The sequence below is a fragment of the Sphingobacterium sp. UBA2480 genome (assembly GCF_002341965.1).
Lineage (GTDB): Bacteria > Bacteroidota > Bacteroidia > Sphingobacteriales > Sphingobacteriaceae > Sphingobacterium > Sphingobacterium multivorum.
In genome coordinates, this window is sequence record NZ_DDPA01000007.1 from 1,157,212 (window position 1) to 1,182,050 (window position 24,839).

Annotated in this window: 23 protein-coding genes; all 23 read right to left on the reverse strand. The window is 41.6% G+C overall.

Annotation, left to right across the window (positions count from 1 at the left end; translation table 11 throughout):
• Positions 1-13 precede the first annotated feature (13 nt).
• Positions 14-2,932, reverse strand: coding sequence for an SGNH/GDSL hydrolase family protein (locus B3600_RS18060; RefSeq protein WP_286753862.1), 2,919 nt, complete (start codon positions 2,930-2,932; stop codon positions 14-16).
• Positions 2,933-2,942: 10 nt separating this feature from the next.
• Positions 2,943-3,995, reverse strand: coding sequence for a hypothetical protein (locus B3600_RS18065; RefSeq protein ID WP_286753863.1), 1,053 nt, complete (start codon positions 3,993-3,995; stop codon positions 2,943-2,945).
• A gap of 1 nt (position 3,996) precedes the next feature.
• Positions 3,997-4,695 (reverse strand): hypothetical protein, encoded by a 699-nt coding sequence (locus B3600_RS18070; protein WP_286753864.1) that lies wholly within the window; start codon positions 4,693-4,695, stop codon positions 3,997-3,999.
• Positions 4,692-5,009, reverse strand: coding sequence for a hypothetical protein (locus B3600_RS18075; protein ID WP_286753865.1), 318 nt, complete (start codon positions 5,007-5,009; stop codon positions 4,692-4,694). Before B3600_RS18075 ends, B3600_RS18070 begins: the two co-directional genes overlap by 4 nt.
• A gap of 44 nt (positions 5,010-5,053) precedes the next feature.
• Complete coding sequence (locus B3600_RS18080) at positions 5,054-6,901, reverse strand: hypothetical protein (protein WP_286753866.1); 1,848 nt, start codon at positions 6,899-6,901, stop codon at positions 5,054-5,056.
• A 101-nt stretch (positions 6,902-7,002) separates the two neighbouring features.
• Positions 7,003-7,227, reverse strand: a complete 225-nt coding sequence (locus B3600_RS18085; protein ID WP_286753867.1) for a hypothetical protein — start codon at positions 7,225-7,227, stop codon at positions 7,003-7,005.
• A 116-nt stretch (positions 7,228-7,343) separates the two neighbouring features.
• Positions 7,344-11,204, reverse strand: a complete 3,861-nt coding sequence (locus tag B3600_RS18090; protein WP_286753868.1) for a phage tail tape measure protein — start codon at positions 11,202-11,204, stop codon at positions 7,344-7,346.
• Entirely contained in the window at positions 11,197-11,694 is a 498-nt protein-coding gene (locus B3600_RS18095; protein ID WP_286753869.1) for a hypothetical protein, read from the reverse strand. The genes B3600_RS18090 and B3600_RS18095 overlap by 8 nt, the downstream gene beginning before the upstream one ends.
• Positions 11,695-11,977: 283 nt before the next feature.
• Positions 11,978-12,883, reverse strand: coding sequence for a hypothetical protein (locus B3600_RS18100; RefSeq protein ID WP_286753870.1), 906 nt, complete (start codon positions 12,881-12,883; stop codon positions 11,978-11,980).
• 60 nt (positions 12,884-12,943) lie between these two features.
• A complete protein-coding gene (locus tag B3600_RS18105; protein WP_286753871.1) occupies positions 12,944-13,252 on the reverse strand; it encodes a hypothetical protein in 309 nt (102 codons plus the stop codon).
• A 9-nt stretch (positions 13,253-13,261) separates the two neighbouring features.
• Positions 13,262-13,690, reverse strand: coding sequence for a hypothetical protein (locus tag B3600_RS18110; RefSeq protein WP_286753872.1), 429 nt, complete (start codon positions 13,688-13,690; stop codon positions 13,262-13,264).
• A complete protein-coding gene (locus B3600_RS18115; protein WP_286753873.1) occupies positions 13,687-14,556 on the reverse strand; it encodes a hypothetical protein in 870 nt (289 codons plus the stop codon). Before B3600_RS18115 ends, B3600_RS18110 begins: the two co-directional genes overlap by 4 nt.
• 4 nt (positions 14,557-14,560) lie before the next feature.
• On the reverse strand, positions 14,561-15,505 hold the full coding sequence (locus B3600_RS18120) for a DUF6712 family protein (RefSeq protein ID WP_286753874.1): 945 nt from the start codon (positions 15,503-15,505) through the stop codon (positions 14,561-14,563).
• Positions 15,506-15,520: 15 nt separating this feature from the next.
• Positions 15,521-16,942 carry a hypothetical protein gene (locus B3600_RS18125; RefSeq protein WP_286753875.1) on the reverse strand — a complete coding sequence of 474 codons (1,422 nt, stop codon included), beginning with the start codon at positions 16,940-16,942 and terminating at the stop codon, positions 15,521-15,523.
• Positions 16,932-17,222, reverse strand: coding sequence for a hypothetical protein (locus tag B3600_RS18130; protein ID WP_286753876.1), 291 nt, complete (start codon positions 17,220-17,222; stop codon positions 16,932-16,934). The genes B3600_RS18125 and B3600_RS18130 overlap by 11 nt, the downstream gene beginning before the upstream one ends.
• A gap of 71 nt (positions 17,223-17,293) precedes the next feature.
• Complete coding sequence (locus tag B3600_RS18135; protein WP_286753877.1) at positions 17,294-19,057, reverse strand: hypothetical protein; 1,764 nt, start codon at positions 19,055-19,057, stop codon at positions 17,294-17,296.
• 12 nt (positions 19,058-19,069) lie between these two features.
• A complete protein-coding gene (locus tag B3600_RS18140; protein ID WP_286753878.1) occupies positions 19,070-20,017 on the reverse strand; it encodes a hypothetical protein in 948 nt (315 codons plus the stop codon).
• Between the two features lie 45 nt (positions 20,018-20,062).
• A complete protein-coding gene (locus B3600_RS18145; RefSeq protein ID WP_286753879.1) occupies positions 20,063-20,779 on the reverse strand; it encodes a hypothetical protein in 717 nt (238 codons plus the stop codon).
• 2 nt (positions 20,780-20,781) lie between these two features.
• Positions 20,782-21,090 (reverse strand): DUF2829 domain-containing protein, encoded by a 309-nt coding sequence (locus tag B3600_RS18150; RefSeq protein ID WP_286753880.1) that lies wholly within the window; start codon positions 21,088-21,090, stop codon positions 20,782-20,784.
• Positions 21,091-21,101: 11 nt separating this feature from the next.
• Positions 21,102-21,557, reverse strand: a complete 456-nt coding sequence (locus B3600_RS18155; RefSeq protein ID WP_286753881.1) for a YcbK family protein — start codon at positions 21,555-21,557, stop codon at positions 21,102-21,104.
• Entirely contained in the window at positions 21,547-22,608 is a 1,062-nt protein-coding gene (locus B3600_RS18160; RefSeq protein WP_286753882.1) for a hypothetical protein, read from the reverse strand. Before B3600_RS18160 ends, B3600_RS18155 begins: the two co-directional genes overlap by 11 nt.
• 55 nt (positions 22,609-22,663) lie before the next feature.
• Positions 22,664-23,218 carry a hypothetical protein gene (locus B3600_RS18165; RefSeq protein ID WP_286753883.1) on the reverse strand — a complete coding sequence of 185 codons (555 nt, stop codon included), beginning with the start codon at positions 23,216-23,218 and terminating at the stop codon, positions 22,664-22,666.
• Between the two features lie 69 nt (positions 23,219-23,287).
• Complete coding sequence (locus B3600_RS18170) at positions 23,288-24,820, reverse strand: hypothetical protein (RefSeq protein ID WP_286753884.1); 1,533 nt, start codon at positions 24,818-24,820, stop codon at positions 23,288-23,290.
• Between the last annotated feature and the right edge of the window lie 19 nt (positions 24,821-24,839).

Here is a 24,839-nt window from a genome sequence, read left to right on the forward strand (position 1 = left end):
TGTCCCTTTTTTATTATCCAAAATACTTAATTATAGCCGCATACATTCGTGCTATTTGATCATACCCGTCAGCATTAGGATGCACGCCATTAGTCTGTTGATTTACCAATATTGATCCTGAATAACTCGCGTTAGGCTTAACATTTTCACTCGGAAAATTATATTCACAATCGAGATTGAAATGAGCCGGAATAACATATGTTCTAGCATTAAAATTTGTAGTTGTATCGAGATCAGATAATACCTTTTTTTGCCATGTCAGCAAGCCTATTCTTGTATATTTTTCAGATGTTTGTCCCAAATTATAGCTCGCAGCAAAAGCGTCTTGATCTGCTGGAGGGAATGTGATGATTATCCCTACACGAATATTCGCATTATATGCATGTATGCTGTCAATCATTTCCTTAAGCTGGGTCATCATAGTTGCTGCCTTAGTTGCTGCAGCTGTTAAGTCATCCTGACCAAACATATCATTTATACCAAGTTGAAAAAATACCCAGTCGCCAGCGCTCATTGTTTGACTTGTAGAAGGCAAATAATATGAGAAATCGAACTTTTGTGTTGAAGGATTATAAAGTGGGTTTGTCGGAGTAGTGGAAGAACTTGAATAAACAATAGTCGCATCACCTGCCCCTGAAACTTTGGTTAATGTGCCTGATGCATCTACGGGTCTATTTGAAGCGGCAGATTGTACGCTAAAATATCCAGTCCCGCCAGTCATATTAACCTCAATAACGGTGTAATTAACACCTCCCTGAACATAAACTGAATTTATGGAAGGAGCTGTGGTTATTCCTGAAACATTTATCACATACAATACTCTTCCAGGGCCATAGTAATCATTGTGTGTCCATCCGCCGCGGCCTTCATGTTTTAATCCTGTAGTCCCGCGTGTACCAGCAAATTCAACTTTCATGGAATCAGCATCAAAAATAGCTTTCAGTGGAATATTGATATTTGAGCCGTCTACTGTTGAATCACCAATAATCAGTACTTTTCTAGTTATACCCGAACCTGTTGAAGTGTTTGCTGAATACAATTGTACTGTCTTTGTATCCAGCAATAGACCATCTTTATACAATGAAAGGCTTAAAGGGCTATTTAGGTTAGCGCCTACAGGACTAAGTCTAAAAAAACGTTTGTATTGCTTACCATAATTACCGTTATAGTCAAGAGAAAAGTTATTGAAATTCTCGCCTACTCGTGGAATCACAACATTTTTATTAAAAATATTGAACTCAGAATTTGGATAAATATAAACCTTTGAAGGGAACAGAATTGAAGGAATTGCTGGGGCTACTGTTCCCGAAATTTCCTTAATTTGTTGTGCACCAGCAGGGGTAAATGTTCCTCTTGTTCCGCCTTTTAAAAATTCGGTTCGAAGCACATTGGTATTGGTTGTCGTCTTATCAAGAGTCGAACTATTCTTGACAGTAGTATAGAAAAGTGGACTTGTTTGACTTCCAAATGTACCTATTGCAGCTAAATATCCATCTGAATGATATTGCACGAAAAGGTCATCTTCTGCGGTATTAGCAAATCTTGAATCTAAGACAAAAATTAAATCAACAGTCGTGTTTACCAAGAACGTGCCTGTCAATGTTTTTTGAACCAATATCTGACCAGTGTCACTACCTTTCCTTATGGACATAGTAACATAAGTTGGGATATTGTTAGTATCATATGGCCTGAACGGGAAACGCAATGCGTCGAAATCTTTTTTCTTCCCCATTAATTGCCCCCAAGCAGCGAATGTCGAATTTGCAGTGAGTATTGTTGTACCCCCGACAATCTCTGAACTATCTACAACAAAGTCACTTTTAATTATATCATTGAACTTTTTTACTTCCTTGAATACCTTTTCACCTGAAGTCGCTTTTGTGTCGCCACTTTGGATGTTTCCAATAGCATTACCTTTATTCATAACATCGTCAGCATAATTCTTAGCTGCTGTAATGTTATCCTCTTCCCTTGAAAATATAACAAAAGGAAAATATGCTTGTGGAGAATCTGTCAACTTAGAATCCGAAAAATCAGTATTATATCCGCCGATTGTTTTATATCTTATTTGCCTTGTTGGATTATGCAATCTCCTTCCAATTGCTATAGGAACATTTCCATTACCCCAATAACCAACCCAAATATTGACGCCACTATCATTTTTAATTAATGATGGCAACATTACATTTACATAGTCAATTTTACCTTTGGTGAAATCTATATCTATCTCCCCAGATGCCAATAATGTCCCTGTTTCATTTACTTCCCTAACCTGATACTTTAGTTTAGTAACCTTAGCCAATTCAGCAGGCTGTAAATCCTTAAGATAAAACGATAGCTTATTAAAGTTCTTTATTGGGCCATAATCATCACCATATCCTGAAAATGTAGAAACTTCAAATCCCCAAGCATTGAACCCACCATTGTTTTCTACAATAGTTGTAACAGGAGTTTTTTCTATTACATGTGACAATTCCCCGTCGATACCAGATTTTAGCTTGTAACCACCATCTTGGTTGAGAAGTAATTGCCCTCCCTCTTCAATTTCATTGGTACCTTCGGGAAGGGGCATATCTAGAGTGAATTTCTTTACCCATTTAGTCCCATCAAATAAAGTCATACCCCATTGTGTAGCTGTATATTCCAATGTTCCCCCAGTTGGTTGACTGTATTTCCCATTCGCTAAAAAACCGAATTTTTTTGATGTTGTCGGAATTGGTAGTGGTACAGGTGTTGAAGATGTTGCAATTGGAAGATCATAAAAATCGGCCCCTTGGATTTCAATATCACCTACAAGTTGTTCGCCTAATTCTTTTAAAGTAGCTCCCCGTAAAAAAGACTCATTTGCCTGTTGAAGTACCATAAATACTTTTTGCCAATCGGTAATCGGTGGAAGGGAATTAATTTTTGCTTCTAATAAATTATCGTTCATTATCGTAAAATTATAGTTGTAAATAGTTAGGTGCTTGATCAAGGTATGGATATGCTAGCAGCGTATCCGAATAAGTGAATTCAAAATCAACCTCGTTGACAGAGTTCTTGGTAATATCGACGGCGGGATCCTTTACCGTGATCGCTCGTATAGCACCGTCTAAATAGTGGTATCTCTGTTTTGAAAAAGCGAAATCGATCAGCATCATGCGATGCTGACGGCTCTGGATATATCCGGAGTTCTTTTTTACTGTGCGTGTTTTGATGCCTGCATATTCGATGTTGTATTCGTCCATCAGTGCGACCGATGTTTCATTTTTAAAAGTCGATTTTTCTTCTCCGGACATGACCAGAGAATCAAAGCCGCCAAGACGGTTCCTCCAGACGAAAAACTCATGGATCAGGTGATTGTAATGCTCAACAATAAAAACCTGTTTTGCTAATTGTAAAACCGTTCCCTTAAGCCCGTAAACTGTATACTGAACAAGCTTTTTGGTAGATTTTTGTTGCATCAGGTATGCAGCCACATCGATCGTCTGAAGCTTCGAAGCAACTAGGGATCCGTGCGTATAACTTGCTGTCGTTCCATCTTCATACACACAGTCAACTTTGACCGTAATGGCCGAAGCGGGGAGGGCTGTAAGGTATACCGGCTGATGTGTTTTTACAGACTGCGGAAGGCTCGCAATGTTCAGCCAAAAGTTAGCAGTCTTAAATTCGATATCCACAGGTTGACGTACCCAAAAGCCTTTGATCACTTTAAAGCTTATTTCCTGCATACCGTCTGCATCGGTGATTTGTACTTTGTACGATCTGTATCCCTGGTCATGAACCGTCACCAGATCAGCCGATGGTTTCTCGATGGTCAACAATTCATCGATAAGCAAAGCGAATTTCAAAACCAATGGTGTCACAGCATCAAAAGGATTGTAAGTCTCCTCAATAACTTGCGTAGTGCCATCCAATAGCTTGACAGTGACTTCGGGCTGAGTTGAAGACACAACGATCGGAGGTAGGCTGATCGAATAGTTTAATGCATCGGGTTTTGACTTTATGACGAGCATATTAAAATGAAATTAGGTCATAAGTTAATCCTACGCCAACGCCATACGATAAGCCTTTCGGTGTTACGACTGGACCGCCAATAAAGCTGATACCCCAGCGCGGTGATTTTGGAACTTTGTTGACATCGTATAGATTCGAAATCGTGACACGTGGATCTCTGGCACGAATAACACTGCGATATTCATAGCGGCTAAAGATGTTCTTTTTATAGGGGGCATAGGCTCGATCAAGTGCAATCGTTGCACCAGGATAGATCGAATCATTTTCAAGATTGACCTTTACGTCGAAGACGGGATCTTTCATGGCCAACCATTTGGTTTTTGTTATTGTATCGGTATAGCGTTCTCCTTTGCCTTTGCCCTTAACACTGACCAATTCCGACTGGAGCCGGTCAATCTTTTCAGTGGCCACACCCAGGGCGCGAGCCAAAGTATCGGCCAATCCTTTCGACACATAATTCGTTACCGGCTTCTCGGTCTGAATAGGATTATATATATAGCTCACTGTGCCAGCAACGGTATCATAGATCGTATCACGTATATGCAGTGGAGCAGCTGTGCCGGATGATAAAGCTTCTTGGTAAGCTTTGTTTAGTGATTTGTATTCATTTTCGGAACCGATCCAGTTCCTGAATAAAATAAATATAGCAACAAGGCACGCGACCAAAGCTACTATAAGGATGATTGTTGTCTTTTTCATGGTAATACTTTATTAATGTCTCTTTGTGCTGTTTCTCTGATGGCCGAATCATTCTCTGATGCCTTGCGCTGCATTTGTTCCCGTTCGAAAAATGCATCTTGGAATTTTTTATTTACAGCCCGTATTTCAGCCCGTAATTCTTCATTTTCCTTAATGTCATTCTTTCGGTCTTCATCGCAATTATCCCTGCTATTTTTGATACGTACTTCGCCCGATATTCCCCAAGATATCAGGACGGCCAATGTAAGAGCCATAAGCGTCAGCTTTACATCTTTTCGCAGTCCGGCTAAAATGGTTTGGAATATCTTAATCATGTTCAAAAGTGCTTTTATATGGCTTAATAGTAAAGGACAACGAATCAGACCTCGATCAGGTCAGCGACGACAGGATCAATGCGGTCACGGCGTATAGTGTACTGCAATTTTTCGATGTAGAAATTGCGCCCCTGAAAGTGCACCTTATCGATAATGGATAGTCTATTTAATTCCAAAGCCGATAACAGGAATGTTCCATTAAGCCGAACTTTCGATTTTTCATTCCATGCTTTGAATTCTTTATGGAATTGATTTAAAAGACCTTTGGTTCCTTCCCAATTGAGACTAAGGTTATCGTTCTCGTATGGCGACAAAAATGGATAGTTCTTTCCATCAACCTGCTTCGTGCCAGCATAAAGTAAAAGCGATAGAGCAGAGGAACGGACATTGCGCGACAGGATCGTATTGCCATCTCCCTGATCAGGATCCCATTTGGGCACGAACCAATATTTCTTGTCATCTGGATGCAATTCCATGTCTGGAAAATATATTGCAGGTATCAAATAAAGCTGGTTGATATCTGTGCGGGCGTTGTACTTATCCCGATCTCCAATGTCCGGCTTTTTTATCGGCTCAAAACCCTTGAACTCATAAGCGGCAATCAATTCCCATGATTCGATGTTATCGGTAAGTACCTTTCTCCAAAATCCTTTTTTCATGATGTACTGCTCGGTACTGGTGATGTAGAATAGCTGTTCGTATACATCTTCATGGGTGATAAGCTCGAAGTGATCATCATGCATGGCCTCCAAAGTAGCTACCGTTTTATAGGATACATTGTCAGTAAATGATTTCCTGTCATTATACCCGTAATCATAGTATTTGCCTGCATCTGAAGAAATATCGATCTGATTCATGAGCTTGTAAGACCAGTTATGCTTGACTGCACGGGTAAGGATATCTTTGTTATACACGATCTGAAACTTTCCTTTCTCCGCAAGCAGCGTCATGCAAAACACATTGAAGATCATCTGTAGAAACTTATTTGCATCGATATCGGGCATAACATCCTGTAATTTGAGGTAGGCAGGAACATCACCATAATCCGACGATATCCACGGGCCATACATCGACCAGTTACCGACGTTTGGCAGATAGAAAGTTGGCAATAGTACATCGCGCAATATTCCGGAATCAAAAGGCGATATTGTCAATGCGGATCCGATCAGTTGATTAATAATATATCCGATCCTGAATTGCGGGTACATCAGGGAGTGGTATCCTACCAGTCCGCCCGGATAATAAAAGCTTTGGTTTGTCGCATTGAAACAATTGAGGTAGATATCCCGGATCATCCAGTAGGGCTGATTGATCACATTGGAATAATACATTACACCATCGCGGGGATCCGCAAAACCCCTGACTTTTTCAGAGTAGTATCCAAATTCATCCTCATTGGTTTTTACAGCTATCGGGGCGAAGATATAATCGTTTGATGTGTTGTAGGCATGAGCTGTTGCCCATTGTCTATAACTATAATAGTATGAGCTGGTATTGTTGTACCCAGCGGTTGAATCGCCAGGGAAATTCGCCGTACCAAGCTCTTTGACGAAGAGTGCTTTTTTGAGGTTCTCATTGAAATCAACACCTGTAAACTGGACTTTAATCGATTTTTCGGAATTAGTGGCATTCATTACCCCGTCCTGGATTAATATCGACTGAAAATAGATCTGGCACGAATAAGGCTGGAATAGGCTGTCGCCTTTATGTGCACCTAATCGATTGATATGTTTGAATACCTTTAAGTTCTTGGGGGTCGGGGGGAGGTCAAAGGAAAGAGAAAAAGGTAAAGGCAATTTATCCGTTGTAAACATCGGATTTTCGATGGTGATGGCGACCGAAATATCTTCCGGAAGATCAATAATTATGTTGTTAACCTTGATTTCAAGCATAGCACGAAGGTAATTCCGTGCTATGCTCCACTAAAGGACATTACAGTGATATAACGCTATTGCATGGAAAAAGAAAAGCCCAGGTGTTAATCTAGGCTTTCTTATAAAGTAGGTATTTCCCCTGACTCGATCAATTCTATCAATATATCGGCTTCATCTTTGCTCAGCCATGAATTATTGTTGAAATGTACGCGCCACCCCTCAGTCGTCATCGATATGCTGGTTACGAACATTTTATTGATATATACATGAAAATATCCACCCATCAATGGACTAATATCTACAAACTGTGGGACTCCATCAACTTCAAATCCTTCGAATATCATTCGACAATTTTACTAATATTATTAGCATATAGTCAAGCGTGTAAATACGGAAAGTGAAAAAAGCGTGTATTATACGTAACCCGTATTTAACGTAACTATTCGTGATTGCATTAATCTTATAATGTACCCGCATTCTGATCGGACTCCAGTTGTCGCATCTGTTCGATAAAACCATTTTTACCAAGCAGGGAAACATCTGCACGGATATTCTGCATCTTATCGCCAAGCTCATTGACCCGAGTTGAAAGCGTATCGAGCACCTCGATCATGCGTGGATCGTAGAACGGCATAGACGAATTATTTTCGCTACTGGAGAAAGATCCACCTGATGCACGACCAGGCATCATTGTCGATCGGATAACGTTTGATAGCATCGCCGGATTAATAGCTCCATTGCGCTGCACACTATCGAGCCATGCGATTAACGGCCCTGTTGTCGGATTGGTGACCAATTTATCGTTGGCTACCCATTCCCGACCAGATTCACCGACGAGCACTGTAGGTTTGCCTATGTAACCCCGTTGCTTCGGACTACTCTTTGCCCGGAACTCTTTTTTGTCTTGTTCCCGAGTCACATCGAAATAGCCACCATCTTCACGGCCTGACACCCTTTGATTGTTGCTCGATGATGTCGAGCTGGAAGAACTACTGCTGGCTGAGGACTTGCTTGATTTCGCTGTAATCCCTTTTATAGTTGTTCCCGCGATAGTAGCAAGCGATATTCCAGCCCTAATTTTCGCGACCAATCCATTTTTAGCTGCATAAATGGGGCCAGCTACAGGGCCTAATGTCGCCGCGTGCATACTAATAGCTGATAGCTCTTTCTGTAAATTGATTATTACTGTCGCAGCAGCAGCAGCCTTTTCAAGTACCAAGAAAATTTTTGCAGCGGCAGAACTTTCTTCGAAGAAGCCGTTTATGAGTTGAAATCCTGCTTCATAGGCTTTTGCAGTTTCAATCTTAATACTCCATGTCGCATCCCTTAATTGCTTTTCAATTTGAAGTTTCTTATCCATTTCCCGCTGTGCCTGCAAAATGGATAGATTTACGAGTTGCTCTTGTATTTTGGCCTTTTGCTCGGCAACACGTATAGCTTCCTCAATTTCGAGATCCCCAACAGCGATAGCGGCCTCCAGCATCATGTATCTTGTCGTCAGATCCTGTTGCTGTGCATTTTCCTTAGCAAGTCGATTTTCTTCCTCTAAAAGCTTAATCTTTGCATTTTTTTCTTCTTCAGAACTGGTAGTTTTATCAATATCTTGAATTTTCAATAGATACTCTTTATCAAGATCAGCAGCTGTTTGCTGAGCCTTCTGTTCAGCAGCTTGCTTTTGGCGATCGAGTTCTGCCTTTGCCGATTCCTGGTCAATCTCATGTTCACGCTTCAATCGAAGAGCAGCATAAGTTTCAGCTACCTTTTGACGGCCTTCCAGGTTATCTTTCGTGGTACGCAGATATTCATTGTATTTTTTCTTTAGATCGACAAGCTGCTTATCAATTCCATCGTTCTGTACCTCATCTAACGAATCCCAATAATCTTGTTCTTTATCAATTTTATTATCTTGTCGTTCTTGCGCTTTCCTTTCCATTTCTGCTGCTTTCGCGGCTTTTGCAGCTTCTCTCGCTGCTTTTTTAGCGGCCTTCTCGGCTTCTTTATCACCTTTGGTTACTTTCGATCCATCATCCTCTGATCCTGGGATCACCGAAAGGTTTTTTTCAAGATCTGTCTGTATTTTTAAAGTCTCCTGACCGAATCGGAGTTCCTGTACTTCGACAGCCTTGATACGCTTGTCTACGTCATCCTTATAAGCTTTTTCCCAATCACCAGAGAAAAACGTGTCACCGTTTAAGGCTTCCCATCTTTCCTTAAAAGATGCCTTATTAAAACCTCGTTGTTTTGCATCGAGTAGATCCCTTTTTTCAGCAGCAAGGGACTCTAGCTTCGACTGCATAGCGGTTAGAGTAGCTCGTTTAATCAACTCCTGTACGTAATCTTTAACAGCCTTGGTTGCTTTGCCAGCTTTGATTGCTTCATCGTCATAGGCTTTTAGATGATCTGGCATTAATTTTCGTAGTTGGTTGACGGCAACTATACGTTCTTTGTCCGATCGGTTCTTATCGGTAGCAACAGCCAAATTCCGTTCAAGTGCTCCCCGTTCTGCTTCTACAGCATTTTCACCCTGTTTAAGCGCATCATTGTATTTTTCCTGAAACTGAGTAGCTGCACTGACACGTTGCCCCTTGAGGTATAGAGCTGCTGTTAAAGTCGCTATTCCAGCAACAACCAAACCTATAGGATTAGCTAAAAGGGCTGCGTTCCATAACCGTGTGGCAGCTGTGGCGACGGCAGTAGCTTTGGCCTGGGCATATTGGGCAATAGCATTCCAGTTCGCGGCAATCGTCCATCCAGCAATGGCAACGGTAAGGATTCCGATCGCTTTATAGTTTTCGATCAAAAATCCAACAGTAGAAGATAGGATACGAAGGAAAGTCGTTTGAATGTTATTGCCTTCAATTAATATTGGCCAAAGCTTTTCACCTAATTCCCGGCGATATTTTAACGCTTCCTTTTGAGCCATTTCCAAACGTGCAGCTGCTGTCTGATTTTTGATATTGTATTCGTCGGTTATCGAAGTACCATCAGAAAATGCTTTATTGGATAATTCGATCTGTTTCTCCAAAATACCAGCATTGTTGGCCAATGTCCCCAATACACCTACCACACGTCCGGAGTCTTCGCCCAGATCACCCAAAGTAGAGGCAAGCTCGTTTATACCATTTGAATTGGTTTTAACACCTTTCATGACTTTAACGAAAGCGCCCATGAAATCTTCTTCAAGCAGCTTTTTGAAATCCGTAATACTCATACCGGCGTATTTGCTATACGTCTCGGCATCGCTTGCCATCTTGATAAAGAGTTTCGAAAGAGCAGTCGAAGAAACCTCTTCGGTCTGTCCGAGCTGATCGAGCGTGGCACCGAGCCCGAGGATCTGCTCAATGGTGACACCAGCCAAAGGAGCAACGCCGGCCATCCTTCGGGAGAATTCGACCATATAACCCTCATTGGCGGTACTCGCCATACCAAGGGCATTGATAGCAGAACCAACTTTCAAGAAGGCATCTTCAGTTGTGTAGAGATCTTTCAGCTTAAAGATGTCAACCAGCTTACCGATCTTGTTGATCGTCTCTTCAACGTTACCGCCTAGATCCTCATTAAGCGCAACAATGATCTTATTATTGGCTTCGACGAACTCGGTGATCTCACTAATATCGGTATAACCCAATTTACCTGCGATGCGGCTTATGCCAAGCAAGTCATCCTGACTGGTTCGGGTCTGTATCTTTTCAAGCTCACCATTCAATTGCTCAACACCACCTCTGGTCAAGTTGGTTGTTTTCATTACATCGGCAAGGATATCATCAAACTTGAGGTATTCTTCCGAAACAGCTTTAATACCTGTCCATACCGACACTAGGGAAGCACCACCAGCTACAAGAGCACCGATATATCTGGTCAGTTTATCGCCGGCATTCATAATGCCCTGCCCAGCGCCTTCTGCTCCCTGTCTTAATTCATTGAGCCTATTGCGTACCAATTCTATCTGGGACAGGTAGGACTGGTAGTCTTCTGACTTAGGGTTCGATTGTTTACGAAGGGATATCAAACGTTTAAGTGTCTGCTCCAGCTGCTTCTCGTTCTGATCCTCTAACTTAAGTGATTGATTAAGTTCATTCAGTTTACGCTTTGATTCAGCGATAGCAGCATTGTATTTCTCTACCTCAGCACGCAAGGTCTGGTACCTGGAACTATTAGTCTTTCCCTGCTTTTCCAGCTGCTTCATTTCCTCGGTTGCACCCTTAAGGTCTGCTTTGGTGTCACGTAAGGATCTAGCCAGCTTACCGATCTCACTTTGCGCCTTATTACCGTTTACGATAATGTTCAATACAAGATCTTCTGTTGATAGCTTCTTAGCCATTGGCACCTCCGATCTGCCTGATCTGTGCTTTAACCTCATCGGTAAAGTCATTAGCTACCCTAAAGGCAATAGAGTAGTATGCACCGTAAACAAAGCGATTATAAATACGAAGCGATCGAAGTGAGGTGCCAATGCCCGACTTCTTCTTGCGTTCCTGTTTGATGTCTAGGAGCCGGTTATAGGCCGGCACTGTGTAGACAAGCGTACCACCGCTGGCAGGTGTGTCCAGTACTTCGATAGTTCGGTCATCCAATAAGCGTTTGGTATGAAACTTAACCTCTCTGGATATCGCCTTGCCTGCGTTACGCTTCAAACGCTGGCCCTCTTCCTTCAGTACGTTTCGGATAAATGTAGATTCAAGTGACATGCTGTTCGTGTTGATATCCGAAGGTAGATACCCAAACAGGCAGGGGAAAGGACAGGGGGTAAGGCCAAAGAGTCGGTAGTATGGCCTGTAGGTGATGCTTTCATTGATTTTAACAATCGACAAGGTGTTAAATAGGATCGAAAACGGCCTTTAAAGATATTTAAAGGCCGTTTTATAAGGGGTATCGTCATATATCACCCTTTTTTCCTTCGAGTGCAAGTGCATTCCACCCTCAGGGCGGGCTGCTGTCGAACGTGAGTGAGCGAAAAAAGGTGTTTCGTCTTATTGTTGTAATTAGCTAAATATTAGATTATTGCAAATAAACTATTTACTAATGGCTTGATTTTTCGGGGGTTTTACCGACAAACTACATCTTGTAAAGGAAATTATAGTCAAAATATTGGATTTATTTTAATAATTGTTCGAATCTCTTAATGTGCTCAATATCATCGGGTATTCGCGCAGTCATATTTTCATAACTAATAACGCACCCTTTCATAAAAGCTTCTCGATGGTCAAATTCTAGTAAGCCGGAAATAGCATCCGATATAATTTTAGGTGGAATAATTTTATAAAATCTGGTATCTTTTGAAAGTTCTCTTATTTCTTTAAAAAAAGTGTAAATCTTAATCCCATTTGTTTTACCGTCATTAATGTATAGATTACTTTTAATTTTATACAGTTCAGCCCCCAGTATTAATTTGGGGTCTTTATTTATATCTAAATAAGGCACGCCTCCAACCTTATTAATTAGAATCGATATTTGAGGATTTAAAGTATCTAAAATTGAGTTAACAATTTTTTTCGATTCTGTCACTTTACTATCTATATAGGTATAAGTTGTTTCAAAGTCTTTTACAACCATCAAAAATCTGTCTATGGAAATCCAAAAATTATTAAATATATCTCTATCAATATTTTCGGAAATTACAAGATCAAGTATTTTTTGATATCCTAAATTTGCTATTATATGAAAATTGGCTAAATTAAAAACATTTGCAACTACATGTTCTATTTCAAAACTATTAAAGTTACCTTTTTGTTCCATTAAAGTTTTGTATACAAAATGCATCTTGTCTATCATATCTGGAATATTGAGTTTCAATATTTCTTTAGTAGTCAGAAGTTTTTTGTTTTCTTTTTCAGATTCTATTTGTTTTGTCTGTTTGATTTGGGACGACATTACCCAATAGGCTCCAAAAACACCTAGACCTGATCCTATAATAGGCACGAATATATCTTTAAAAATTTCATAACATGAATGTTCCGGTATTTCTATAATCTTATAAGCAGCTTGTAATAAATTAATCATATGGCTAATTTTTTGAATGTCTAATATAGCAAAAAAGCATTCAGATGAATGCTTTTTTATTTAGAGTATTGATACTTCATCTGCCAGCACTGTAGCCAATGCTGTATGCGGATCTTCAATATCTCGAATGGTTAAGATATCTCCTTCTTTCAGCAAACCGGTACTACGTCCATAGATATAAAAATTACGTAGTAAAGCCTCTGGATTATGGCCCGTCTGGATAACTTCCGGAAATGTATAAAAAACACCGGTGTCTGTGGTTTTCAATATCCTATTATTTTTCATTTTATCGATCAACAAAAACAGATTTGCGGCGCTACCTATTTTAACACCTACAGGCTTTTTCTTTAATTTTTTAAGGATTCCCATACTGTAAAGTTAACAAGTAAATTTGATTGAATAACCAATATAACCTCCAAATATATTGTATTCAGGATCAATCTGTAATGATTCAGCATCGATATGCGGAAATCTTTGACAGTAGCTGTTTTCTTTTTTACCAAAGAGGTAATCTTTTAGCTTGATCATCGCTTCGAGCGTATCAGCATATTGCTTGATCTCCTGACCATCGCTACCACCTTCGATCTGTCTAGTGACAATGTATAACAACATTTCATTTATTGTTCTACTTGCATCCACATTTCCATCAAAATGATAAGCGGGATATACGCCTACCAATATCAATCCTACCTTATCTTTTAGCTTTTTTGTGCCCTGTTCGTACGTACTGGCCATCACATAGCTGTTTATTCCTATAGCGGGAACGATATCCACGCAGAGCTGCTTAAATTGGTTTACGTTTATCATTTCTTTTTGTTTATTGCATCCATCTGTTGTTTATGATCATCCTGTTTTTTTAGCAGGTAGAACAATATTTCGTAGAGCGGTGTTTCATTTACTTCAGCTGCTTTGCCGAAAACACCGGACTCGGCCACATCCAGTAAAATTCCATTCCACCCGAGGTTGAGCCCTTTTCGTTTCGATCTGGTTTTTTCTTCAGCCGGGAATAGCGGACTAAAATTTACCTCAACACCGCTTATGTGCAGATCTTCTTCTTTTATGGCCTGTATACAGTTGGTAAACCACATCAGAGTAACTTTTAGCTTCCAATCAGGAACGTATTTAAAAGTTGGATCCCCCCGATATCCTGTCAGTGCTACACGCTGCCCTTTAATTTTTGGCCGATAGAGCAGCTTTATGAATTCGTACAGCGGCTGATCAGTAGGGGATCCGCTTTCCTGGATTTCGGTATATTCATTCATCAATACCAGGGCCTGCTGAAATTCACCGAAGGTCAGATCAGCCAGGAGATCTGCCGGGCCATAACAGCGTTTTATCTCAGGGAAATAATTTATTATCGAATCAAATGTCAAATGATATTGGTCGTCATCTTCCTCAAAAATCCAGTCACAATATGTTTTCGAAAGCCTTGCAATCTCCGAATTTACTTTTTGATTGAGTCCCAATCGCTGTCTGATCCGATAGGATATTCCAAATTTTAAACCCGTGAAATGCTGAAAAGCGATTATCCGGAACATGCCAATGGAAAGCTTACCCGATATCACCTTAAATGCCTTTTTCAAGAGAAAGTAAACCTGCTCAGGCGAACACTCATCCCATCTCGAAGGAATTTCGATCACTATGTTTTTGTCGGGGATCTCGATTGTATTCATACGGCTAGGTACTTAGAAATTTATCTTTAGGATCGTGATTCGGCAGCATCTGGTAATTCAGGTATTCCGGACTATTGCGAAAGCGATAACGCTTGATCTTATCGATCATGGTAAAGGCGTCGGCTTCCATACGCTTGCTAAAATAATCGATCTCCTTTGTAATGGCAGCACGTGATGCATTGACCGTCTGAGACGATGATTTGAGTGTTTTGACAATACCTTCCGGCAATACCTTCGCATTAAGCCGGCGTACAGCTAGGGCGACTGTTGCCAGAGCCTGTGCACGTCGTGCATAATCGAGCAACGTTGCCTGATAGTCCGATAGCGCTTCATTTTCCTGAAACGCATCCAGCAAAATTTTATAATCAGCGCCCAGTACCTCTTTTAAATGCAATGTCTGTACTTCACGAAGCAGTGGAATGGCCATGTAATAGAACCGAGCCGAATTATCGATTGGATAGTATTCACCAAAAACCTTAGTTGAGTTGACAAATAATGATTTCGCTTCTTTTTTCGCGTCACTATCATTCCACTCGGTAAAATCCGATTTATCCAAAAATGAGATCAATCTGTCTACAGCCCGCTGCGCCTTGTTGAGGTGGGCTTCATCGTCCTTATCGAGCATCCATTCCCAGGGAACCGATTCATTTTCCTTGTCTATTTTGATCTTTCGGGTGGACTGATCATGCGAAACTAGGTTTGTCTGATAAAAACGCAAAACAGCCATAATAGCAATAGGACGTTTGACCAGGTGCAACAGTTTATTTTCTTCCTCGCTTGGATCGGTCTTATCCTGGATTTCCTTTGCCTTGTCGATGATATCATCACCTATGATCAATGCCAGATCGTCGGTTTCATCTTCGATATCCTGCATGATCGGATCAAATTCATTCGATGCGTACCAAGATCCGGTCAATTCTTTTAATTCTTCTGTAGTAGTGATCAACATAATGCATTATCTATATTATACGTTATTTGTTACGCGGTTTTTGGGCGATACCTCATCTTCCTTCATGATGATTTTGCGAGCAAACCCCATTTTGATGTGCTTTTTATCAGGCCAGTTGATCGCAATAGCATCATTTAATGCCTGAAAAATAACCTTTTCGGGTTTATTCACATCGGTTAATACATGGAATTTCATGGCGTAAAGCTGTTGGCTGCCGCCACTCAGACCATTTGTGGTGACCAGATTCGCAAGGGTAGGGTGCAATCCCATTCCTGAGGTTGCCGCAGAATCAGCTTTTTCTGATATTTTGACCTGTGCTTCTATAAAATCTTTGATCGATTGTGGAATCGGCTCAACAGACCATTTGCAAAGATTATTGTCAGTATCATAGAAATCGACTGTCTGGATAAACTTGCCTGTATTGGCTTTTCCTGCCAATGTATTAGCGATCCGCTGGAATAGTTCTGTTTTCAGATCTTCAACGCGTTTATCTATCTGGGCATCGGTTTCCTCTGGATATCTATCCTGAAATTTTTGGCGCTTGTCATCCCAATATGCCTGCGGACTATGGATATGATAAGCTGCCGTGATCCCGTTATCGGTCAGGTAATTGATTACATCAGGAATATCGCTTGCCGTCTCCAGCCAGGGAATGGTACCGTAATAGGATGGGATGGAATAAAATGTCCGTGCATAACTGTATAAGTTATGGTAGGTCATTGAAACACGATTTTTGAAAGGCTTCTTTTTATCCAGTACTGGGTAAGTCGCAATACCTGATCGCATGCAGTTGTTTTCAAAATCCCCCACGTAAATCGTATCCACGTTCTCCAGCCTTTTCTCCGGATGCTTTGGCCAGCCTAAGCGAGCCCAGGATGCGGGCACACATTCCAGTTTAAGGATCTTGTTTTTTGTCTTGATCCCCATCGCTTCGATATCGTCCAGCTGATCATCTGAAAGCTTATTTGTACGGTTACGGTACCAGCGAGAAAAAAAGCCCTCACCGTACATAAATTCGGTCAGGATCATATCATGATAGCGGTCAAAATCCCATGACTCCAGCCAGGCTTCAATCTCGGGATCCCGAACCGAAATTCGGACCTCTTGATTGTCGTCGTTGATCTCTTCGGTGTATAGTTTAGGCCCGTCACCATACTGCAATCCTATTTTCCGCTTCAAGATACCCGGACCAATGTTGGACTTATCCATGACGCGTTTGATGATCGTAGGAAGATCGTTATTGTGACCATACGGCACTATTTCTTTACCCATCACGATAGCAGGATCGGACTCCCAGCTATTTGTAAATGAGGCTAGCCTTGTGGAAAAGTTGTCGTCAGTTTTGTAGTTGGATGATATGGTGTATACGTCGCCATCGGCTAAATGGATAGCAACAGCATCTTTTGATATTGGTTTTATTTGAGGTTTATTGTCCATCTTCTGAAGTGGTAAATGTGAGTGATTGTCCGTTTAAAGATTGTAGGCAGCAGTGCCAAAAGTGGCGTGGCTCCATCGTGTCAAGGTTGATATACTCTTCCTGAAGCTCCGCGTATTGGTTATCCTCTACACGCCCGCGCTTTCTGAGTCTGGCATTGTGAACTGTTACGATTCCTGATGTACTGTTACGGGTAATCGAGTAGCTGTAAAAGCTAAAAGAAAACGATCTGTTCAATTTGGACAGTCTCCGCATTTCCGCTATCGCCTCGTAAATAGTCATATAAAAGCACCTTTGATTTGATTCAAAGGTGCTCTTTCTAGATAAGGTGATAAAGGACAGTTCAGGTCGATCTATACCGATGAAGTATCTTCGATATTGGTTGCTTTGGATTTGACTAGGGCACGCCATTCCCGGCGCATGATCAGGTATTTAAAACTATCTGATGGATTGGTCGACTCCATGGGAAGACGATGTATTGGAAGTGATTCCGATGTTTTATTTTTCGTGATCATCTTACCACCAGTTTTCGTCGGCTTTATTTTGGTGCGTGCCAGCTCAAGAGATGCTTTCAATGGTTTGCACTGGTACATGTCGATAAATATCTTTGGCAGCTTTTTATTGTATCCTCCAAAGATGGTCTGCATAAAGATATACTCTTCCTGTTGCGGGATGATACCTTGATTCCTCGAAAGCAGATTTACTTTCCATTTTGTCCGGGTTCTTGTCTTGGTCTTTTCATTGGTAACCCATTCAATCGCATTCTTAAATGCTGTGGCCTGATCGACTCCAGCTTCTTTTTGGTTATTGCCGGCACGGTCATAATAGAGGTTTAGAACCTTTTCTTCGTGTGTGTCGAAGTACTCCCGGAATTCAGCAGCCAAATGGACAATATGCTTTGGTGATAGCACATGCATAAATTTCAATACACGATATTCGTTATTTGGCTTCGGCTGGCCAATGGTCAAAGACATCATGTTTCCAAAGTCCAAACCGCCCTCAATAGCTCTTTTACGGTTTAAGTATGTCAGTTCCCGGCAGTCGGCAACATCAGCTATTCCAAACCTATCGTGCCATTTCGGATCTAGACCGTCCTTATAAAAATGAATGTCTGCGATATTCGCATAAAACCTATCACCAGATTCGAGGGAAGGCTTAAGCGATAGAATGGCTGTATCGACATCACCCAGATCACTGGCTACGGCATCGGCAAACCAATTTGGGGTAAGGATATCCACATTGACCAGGGAAGATGCGATAAAGAATAAGGTGCTGCCATCCTTATGCATACGGGCCATACGCCAACGTTCTTTCCATCGCTCCTCTGTACGCAGCTTTTTGGCTGTTTCTTCCAGATCATTCCGCTGCTGATAATAGATCCTTTCTTGAATAGCTTCATTCAGTACAAAAGCAGCTTTCAATACCCGTAATATTCCCCACTTGCGCATCTTATTAACCTGCTTCAAGATCCAGTCATACTCTCCAATATTCGCTGTATTGGGCATATCCGTTGTAAATGTGTGACCGAGGTAGAAAGGTGATTTACCATACTTTATGATATACCCCCTCAAGGCTTTCATCAGGTTGGCGATCTTATGCTCAGGGAAATATTTTACCTCATCACCAATCACGTGCACGTATGATCTACCCGCCAAACTGGCGGGACGATCCAATGATCCAAACGTAACGTTTAATCCCGTATACCAGATCATAGTATGCTTGTAAGTGACCAGCCTGTTATATGGTTTCCAAAAGTGCTCTCTTAATTCTGGTGGCAGATCTTCTTTCTCCGCTTCTGAAAATTCAGGTGGCTGTTTTCCAATGACATAATGGATCCCTTCTCTGTAGCCTTTGCGTTCGAGTCCCTCCAATACCGAAGGCAGCACATTTTTCTGTAAATTGGAATACGTGTCAGATACCCATACAATAGGTGCTCCGGGCATATCCTCAGCAATGGCTATCAGTCGTTCAACAACGATCTCGGTTGTTTTGGCTGATCCGCGTCCCAATATCATGTACAGGAATTTCGGCAGGATCATCAGTGCCATCTGGGCAAGCCAGTTCATAAAAGCGATAGCGGTATCGACGGTCTTTTTTATTTTTGGTCTCCAAGCCATGGGATAGGGGTATTATTTTTTAAAATCTTCTTCGATGATATCAAACTTGTCAAGCAGCTTGATCGGTTCCAGCATTGCATCCTGACGTAAATTCGATTTGACAGACTCGGGTTGATCGAGTGCGTCGATCTCTGCGGCGAGATCATTCCGGTTGATAGGAGGAAGCCCCACTAATTCCGTATTGAGCGTGAATACTTTGACAGGAGGCAGGTACATTTCTTTTGGAAGCTTGTTGACATCTGGCTTGTCCAGTTCCAGAAGTGTTGCAGCCTGTTTGGTCAGGTTTCCATACACTTCATAATCCCTTGAAGATTCTGCGTTTTGAGCAACTACGTTTGCTGCCATCTCCAAGCGTTCGGCATACTTATGGCGGAGGGCTTTTTTATTGATGTTACGATCGCCATAGAACAGGTTTACCGCTTCATCATACATCTGCGATGCACGCTGATGCTTTAGTCCGAAGTTTTTGACAAAGAAATCAACAGTAGCACGACGGCCATAAATGCTATCCATGTCACGGATAAAGATCAACGCATCGATGTAGAGCTGCTCTTCGACACTGATATCAGCGATCGCTTTACCTGCCTGGATGTAATCGTTTAATTTTTCCAGGATATGGCGATGTTCGAACGTTCCGAAGATATCCATCTTGGATATTTTGAACGCCCGGCTGCGCTTGATTTCGTGGATCTGCTTTTGGGCAGGCACGTCTCCGGATAAAGCGACATTGTACAGGGCCATACGTTCGTCCATATCCTGTTTGAGCTTGCCAGCTTCCAGACGTTCTGCCAGAAAGGAGTTGCCGTCTTCAGCGACTTGTCTGAAGACGGTTTTGTTGATACCGAAATATGTGGCGATCTTATCATTGGAATACCCCAGGGCGGAGAGGGTTTCCAATTTGTCCCACTCTTCATCCGATAGGTTAAGATTAGCGTGTCTTATGGGTCTGTTTTCCTCCATAAAACAAAAATGCCACTAACATAGCGGCAGGGAAAGGACGGAAATTTATGCTAGCAGCCGGTTAACTTCAGCCAGTTGCATCTGGAGCTCTTTTATTTTTTCGTTGCGCTGCCGGACAAGATCGTCGCGTTTTTCTTTTTTCAGTTTTGCTTTAGTCCTCCAGAGATTGTTCTCAAGATTTTTCTTTTTCTTAAAAAGCTCTATTGTGTTGAGATTCCGAAGATCTTTGATCCGCTTGATCTGTGCAAATATCGGGTGTTCCCCGAGCGTGGTTTTCGATTTTTTGTAGTGCTGTAATTCCTGGTATATCTTATGATTGTCCACGAAGTTTGTCACCAGGATACGCAGTTGATTACATAGCTCATTTTCTTGGGCATCTGATAACGACTCGTAAGCTTTTACACAATTGGAATAAATGGTGATCTTATCAGATATCAACAGTTTTAATTCGGGCGGGCATTCGGGATCAGCCAGAAATGGCCACTGTGTGCGTACGCGAAATTGTTCCTTGCGATTTGACTCCTGAGTCTTTGCAATAACTTCCGCTTTGGATTCGATATGAGCTTTGTTCACCTGAAAATCATGTGGTATATCAGCCTTTTTAAATAAAGCCGTTTTTATAAGCTGTACATGTCTTTCAGGATTCTTTGACACAATGTTTGCGATGGACTTATTCGGGTCGGTGTAGTCCATAAATAAGCGAAGGCCGACCGTTGGGTCGGCTCCGCCTAATAACCAATTATAAACTAAAGATGAAAGCATCGTTAATCCTCCAAAACACACCAGTCCTCAGCCTGCATATCTGTTTGAGACGCTAGCCAACCATTGACGATATCTCCAGTTGCTGAATACATACAGAAGTAAGGTGTAAATTCGATATCTCTGTCCTGATCGATCAGGTATTTTTTGACAGCATCTGGCAGCGATTTTACATTGGGTAAAAAGTTCTTACTCAATATATCACCAGGTCGCTGAAATATAAACATGCCTTTGCAGTTCCAACCTTGACGAGCAACTCGCTTACCTTGTTTTAAAGCTTCTACAGCTTGACCAAAATTTAAATTCCTATTCATTGTATTGATTTTTATCCGTTCCAGAATCTAGTGCGACCTGTATCGATGTGAACAAATGATTTGTAGTATCCAATGCCTCCGGATTTTTTATTTTCCGTAATGACTTTTTTCCAGCCTGCAAGATTGCCATTGATTGGATAGGTGTCCAGGGCGTTACCCAAAATGTGCTGACTGGAAGTTGCTCCATTGACTGATCGGTTGTATTCCGGAGATCGATAGCTGCTGGATATCCCAATAGCAGATCCGAAGATATCGCGCAGATCCTGAACTTCTGCGATGATGTTAGCGTTTATCCGGGTAAATGAGTTCTTGGTATTTTTCGTCAGGAATTCATGCAGACGAAAATTGGTGGTGATCTGAACGTCCGGTGTATTCTTATTGAACTCTAAATAATCACCATCCGTTTTAATACCACAGGCTAGGGCAAGCGCTAGAATGCCGGTAACCAATATTTTTTTATTGCTCATATCGGGAAGGTTGAGGGAATACTTTTGCAATAACATTTTTGACCGATAGCCAGCCTTTGCTATTGCAGTTAATAAATTTCCGTTGCTGGAAAATATCCCACATCATAGCAGGCTCAACGCTGTCACGGTACACAGAGGCAAGCACACTATCTTTGATATTGCCTGTAATCTGAATTGGACGTGCATCAGGGAACCGGTAGTTAAAATACAATGATGTCAGCAGAAACCCTTTTTCAGTGGCATTGAATTTCTCAATGACTTCAGCCAGTATTTCCGCATTCACAAACATGGGCGTATGTGTGCCATAATGATGTGTGGATAATCCTTCTTTTGCCAATGCTTGTTTAGTGCGTAAGGAATTTTCACAAAATAGCGATGTTCCTTTGGCGTGATCTTCCAGATCGCCAAAGGCTTTCAGTACCTGGATATCGATCAAAGAAGTAGGGCCGGCTAGATAGATGTCATCATTGGTCAAGATGAAATCGCTAGTCACTTCTCCTGAAGCAATCAGCGTCAAAATTTTATGAGTGACATCTGCCTGAGGGTTTCTAACTTCAGCAGGCGCTGCGCAATTGCAGTCCTCCAAAATCAATACTGGATCCAGTGGAACGTGCGTGATTTCTGGAGAAAACCAGTCTTCTCTGTCACCGACAATAATGATCCGATGATCAGCAAGGAAATGATCCGCCCAGGAGCGCAACGCATAACGTAGCTCTTCTCCAGCTGCTTCTGATTTAAGATAGGGAATTACGACTGCGATAGGTTGCTGCCCATCGGTTTGAATAATAGGAGTCGAATTATTTTCTTCGCCTTTAGGATCTTTAGAGGCTTGATCGCTTTCATTAACACTATCTCTATATTCTACACCCTTTGCTGTGAGAGACACAGATTTGTCTTCATTACGTAATAGAAGATCTTTGCTGATCAGTGAATTTAATACGGCATTTACTGATCCAACAGACAGCTCTGATTGCTCAGCGATAGCGCTGGCAATCAATACCCCAGCAATGACCAGGGCTAAAACTTTGCTTTCTTTTTCTGATAAGTTCATTGGTTTATTGTATTGAGTGCCGGTAGGTTACCGGCACTTGGTTTACTGATTTGTTTTACACTCCAGCTCCGCCCGAACCGGTAGATCCTGACGGATCATTCCAGGGTTGATTTGGAATAGCTGTGCCTTTATAGAAGCCGGCACGAAGGATTGACCGTACACGTTGGGCCATTGTGACCGTGGTCTTTGCGCCGTCGTTGTTGTCCTGACCAGCTGGAGATAAGTAGATAGGATTACACTTCCATCCGATCACGCGGGTACCCTCTCCGGAGCAGTCGTTTGAAAGTCCGATAAAAGGTTTACCGAGAAATTTTTGGAAGAATAATTCTGAATCAGCCTGAACACCTGGGTGTTCAAATACCAATTTTTGAACAACGCCCTCAGCGTCTGGATCCCCTTCGATATCATTGGCGATATCAATGGTCTCAGCTGTGACCTCCAATGCAATGGCCTTTGCGTCGGGCTTTAATACGATGTTACCGGTAACAACGACATCATCTTGTGAACGTGCAGGCCATGTTGCGATATCATCATAATGAACAAGCTGGATAACACCTTCTTTGGCTATTGGAGCTGCTGATTTTTTTCGCAGTGAAACTTTAATTGCCATATTATTTTTGTTAGTTGATTGTGAATGGATAAAAGGGGCCGAAGCCCCTTAAGTGATTTTGGTTGATAGTTATACGCCACCGCCTGCAGATCCTGATCCCTCAGAATCAGCTGCCGGTAATGTGCCGTCAGGGAATTCTGCATCTGGTTTTAATCCTGCTTGTGGATCATAATTGTCGGGTACATAGGTGAAAACAGCTTCAGCAATTGCAAATCCTGCCGATAACCAGAACTCACCAACAATATCAAGATTGTAGTGACCTTCAACTACTTTGTTGATAATATTTGGCGCTTCGTTAATGTGACGAAGCTTCACCATATTACCTGGAACCGTTGCGATAAGGATTGGAGAGTTACCCATGCCGTCAAGATGAACAATTTCCATCTCCACGTAATCGACTTCTGCGTTTGGATTCATTCCGCCAACTTGCTTCGTGCCCCCGCCGTAAACATTTTCATAGGCACGTTGATAACGTTTTTTAACGAATTTTGAAGCCATGATCATTCTGATCTTGAGCTTGTCATCGACAAAGTCCGCGAATTCTTCGACAAATTTTACTACCTCCGCATCAGTAGCTGTTACCCAGTTGATTGTTTTTGGGAAGAAGTTAATTCGTGTGCCAGCTTTGGCTTTTTCTTTAATCAATAGAGTTTCGATTCCATCCATTGAATCTTCAGCCGGCGTTGCTTCATCATCTGTCGATTCTACATATTTACCTTTGAAGATCATGCGAAGTTCGATATCATCCAAGATTCTAGGCAAGATCAACTCATTGATGATGTATTTAGAAATCGGCATCTGACTAGGTGTCAATGATTCGTCATACAAATGGAACATGTAGCTGTCTACCACATCTGATGGATAGATCGGAACGTTGATTTTATGGCGGAAATTTGGAATCTTCAAGGGCGTGAATTTAGCATTGCCCTTTGGTGTCCATTTCGGTTTGAACTGCTGAACAACAGAATTGATCATTGATTGGACAGCACGGTATTCAGTCGTTGCTGGTACGGATTTAAAATACTTTTGAGATGTAAAACCGTTAAATATCTGTTTAATGATATCAAGGTTATTAACGCCCTGTGAAAGGTAAGTGCCAAATTCTCTTCGTAAATCCGATACCTCAATTGAACCTTTTCCAGTTGGAGCTACACCTGTACGCGTATAAGCGATTGCACGAGAATAATGTGAAGCTGTAGTATTCACCTTCAATGGCTTAGATGCTTGTTGACCTAAATCGTCCAAGTTTTCGGAATTAGGTAAATCTTCCGGAGTGTCCAATAATGTCGCGATCGTTTGTCGATTGTTATTGTTCTCAGCTTTCAATCGGTCGTTTTCTGCTTTTAGAGCCTCGAACTGAGCTGAGATATTAGCAGTGGCCTGATTAGCTTCAGCAGTGAAAAACTCTTTCATGGCAGCATGAATAGATTGTGATTTGGTCTCCGGATCTTCGGCAGACAAGCCCTCTTTGAAAGCTGCAAGCGCATTTTCTCCGAATACTGTTTTTAAGGTAGCTTCTTGATCCTCAGATAGTGTATTATCTGCCAAAGTTGTTACCCCAATCGCCTTTAAGAAAATAGCTTTGATTTTTTTAAAATTCATAGTTAAGTGATTTAGGATG

Coding starts and splice junctions, on each gene's coding strand:
- B3600_RS18060 (WP_286753862.1), bottom strand. CDS start 2,932: ATGAACGATAATTTATTAGAAGCAAAAATTAATTCCCTTCCACCGATT.
- B3600_RS18065 (WP_286753863.1), bottom strand. CDS start 3,995: ATGCTCGTCATAAAGTCAAAACCCGATGCATTAAACTATTCGATCAGC.
- B3600_RS18070 (WP_286753864.1), bottom strand. CDS start 4,695: ATGAAAAAGACAACAATCATCCTTATAGTAGCTTTGGTCGCGTGCCTT.
- B3600_RS18075 (WP_286753865.1), bottom strand. CDS start 5,009: ATGATTAAGATATTCCAAACCATTTTAGCCGGACTGCGAAAAGATGTA.
- B3600_RS18080 (WP_286753866.1), bottom strand. CDS start 6,901: ATGCTTGAAATCAAGGTTAACAACATAATTATTGATCTTCCGGAAGAT.
- B3600_RS18085 (WP_286753867.1), bottom strand. CDS start 7,227: ATGATATTCGAAGGATTTGAAGTTGATGGAGTCCCACAGTTTGTAGAT.
- B3600_RS18090 (WP_286753868.1), bottom strand. CDS start 11,204: ATGGCTAAGAAGCTATCAACAGAAGATCTTGTATTGAACATTATCGTA.
- B3600_RS18100 (WP_286753870.1), bottom strand. CDS start 12,883: ATGATTAATTTATTACAAGCTGCTTATAAGATTATAGAAATACCGGAA.
- B3600_RS18105 (WP_286753871.1), bottom strand. CDS start 13,252: ATGGGAATCCTTAAAAAATTAAAGAAAAAGCCTGTAGGTGTTAAAATA.
- B3600_RS18110 (WP_286753872.1), bottom strand. CDS start 13,690: ATGATAAACGTAAACCAATTTAAGCAGCTCTGCGTGGATATCGTTCCC.
- B3600_RS18115 (WP_286753873.1), bottom strand. CDS start 14,556: ATGAATACAATCGAGATCCCCGACAAAAACATAGTGATCGAAATTCCT.
- B3600_RS18120 (WP_286753874.1), bottom strand. CDS start 15,505: ATGTTGATCACTACTACAGAAGAATTAAAAGAATTGACCGGATCTTGG.
- B3600_RS18125 (WP_286753875.1), bottom strand. CDS start 16,942: ATGGACAATAAACCTCAAATAAAACCAATATCAAAAGATGCTGTTGCT.
- B3600_RS18130 (WP_286753876.1), bottom strand. CDS start 17,222: ATGACTATTTACGAGGCGATAGCGGAAATGCGGAGACTGTCCAAATTG.
- B3600_RS18135 (WP_286753877.1), bottom strand. CDS start 19,057: ATGGCTTGGAGACCAAAAATAAAAAAGACCGTCGATACCGCTATCGCT.
- B3600_RS18140 (WP_286753878.1), bottom strand. CDS start 20,017: ATGGAGGAAAACAGACCCATAAGACACGCTAATCTTAACCTATCGGAT.
- B3600_RS18145 (WP_286753879.1), bottom strand. CDS start 20,779: ATGCTTTCATCTTTAGTTTATAATTGGTTATTAGGCGGAGCCGACCCA.
- B3600_RS18150 (WP_286753880.1), bottom strand. CDS start 21,090: ATGAATAGGAATTTAAATTTTGGTCAAGCTGTAGAAGCTTTAAAACAA.
- B3600_RS18155 (WP_286753881.1), bottom strand. CDS start 21,557: ATGAGCAATAAAAAAATATTGGTTACCGGCATTCTAGCGCTTGCCCTA.
- B3600_RS18160 (WP_286753882.1), bottom strand. CDS start 22,608: ATGAACTTATCAGAAAAAGAAAGCAAAGTTTTAGCCCTGGTCATTGCT.
- B3600_RS18165 (WP_286753883.1), bottom strand. CDS start 23,218: ATGGCAATTAAAGTTTCACTGCGAAAAAAATCAGCAGCTCCAATAGCC.
- B3600_RS18170 (WP_286753884.1), bottom strand. CDS start 24,820: ATGAATTTTAAAAAAATCAAAGCTATTTTCTTAAAGGCGATTGGGGTA.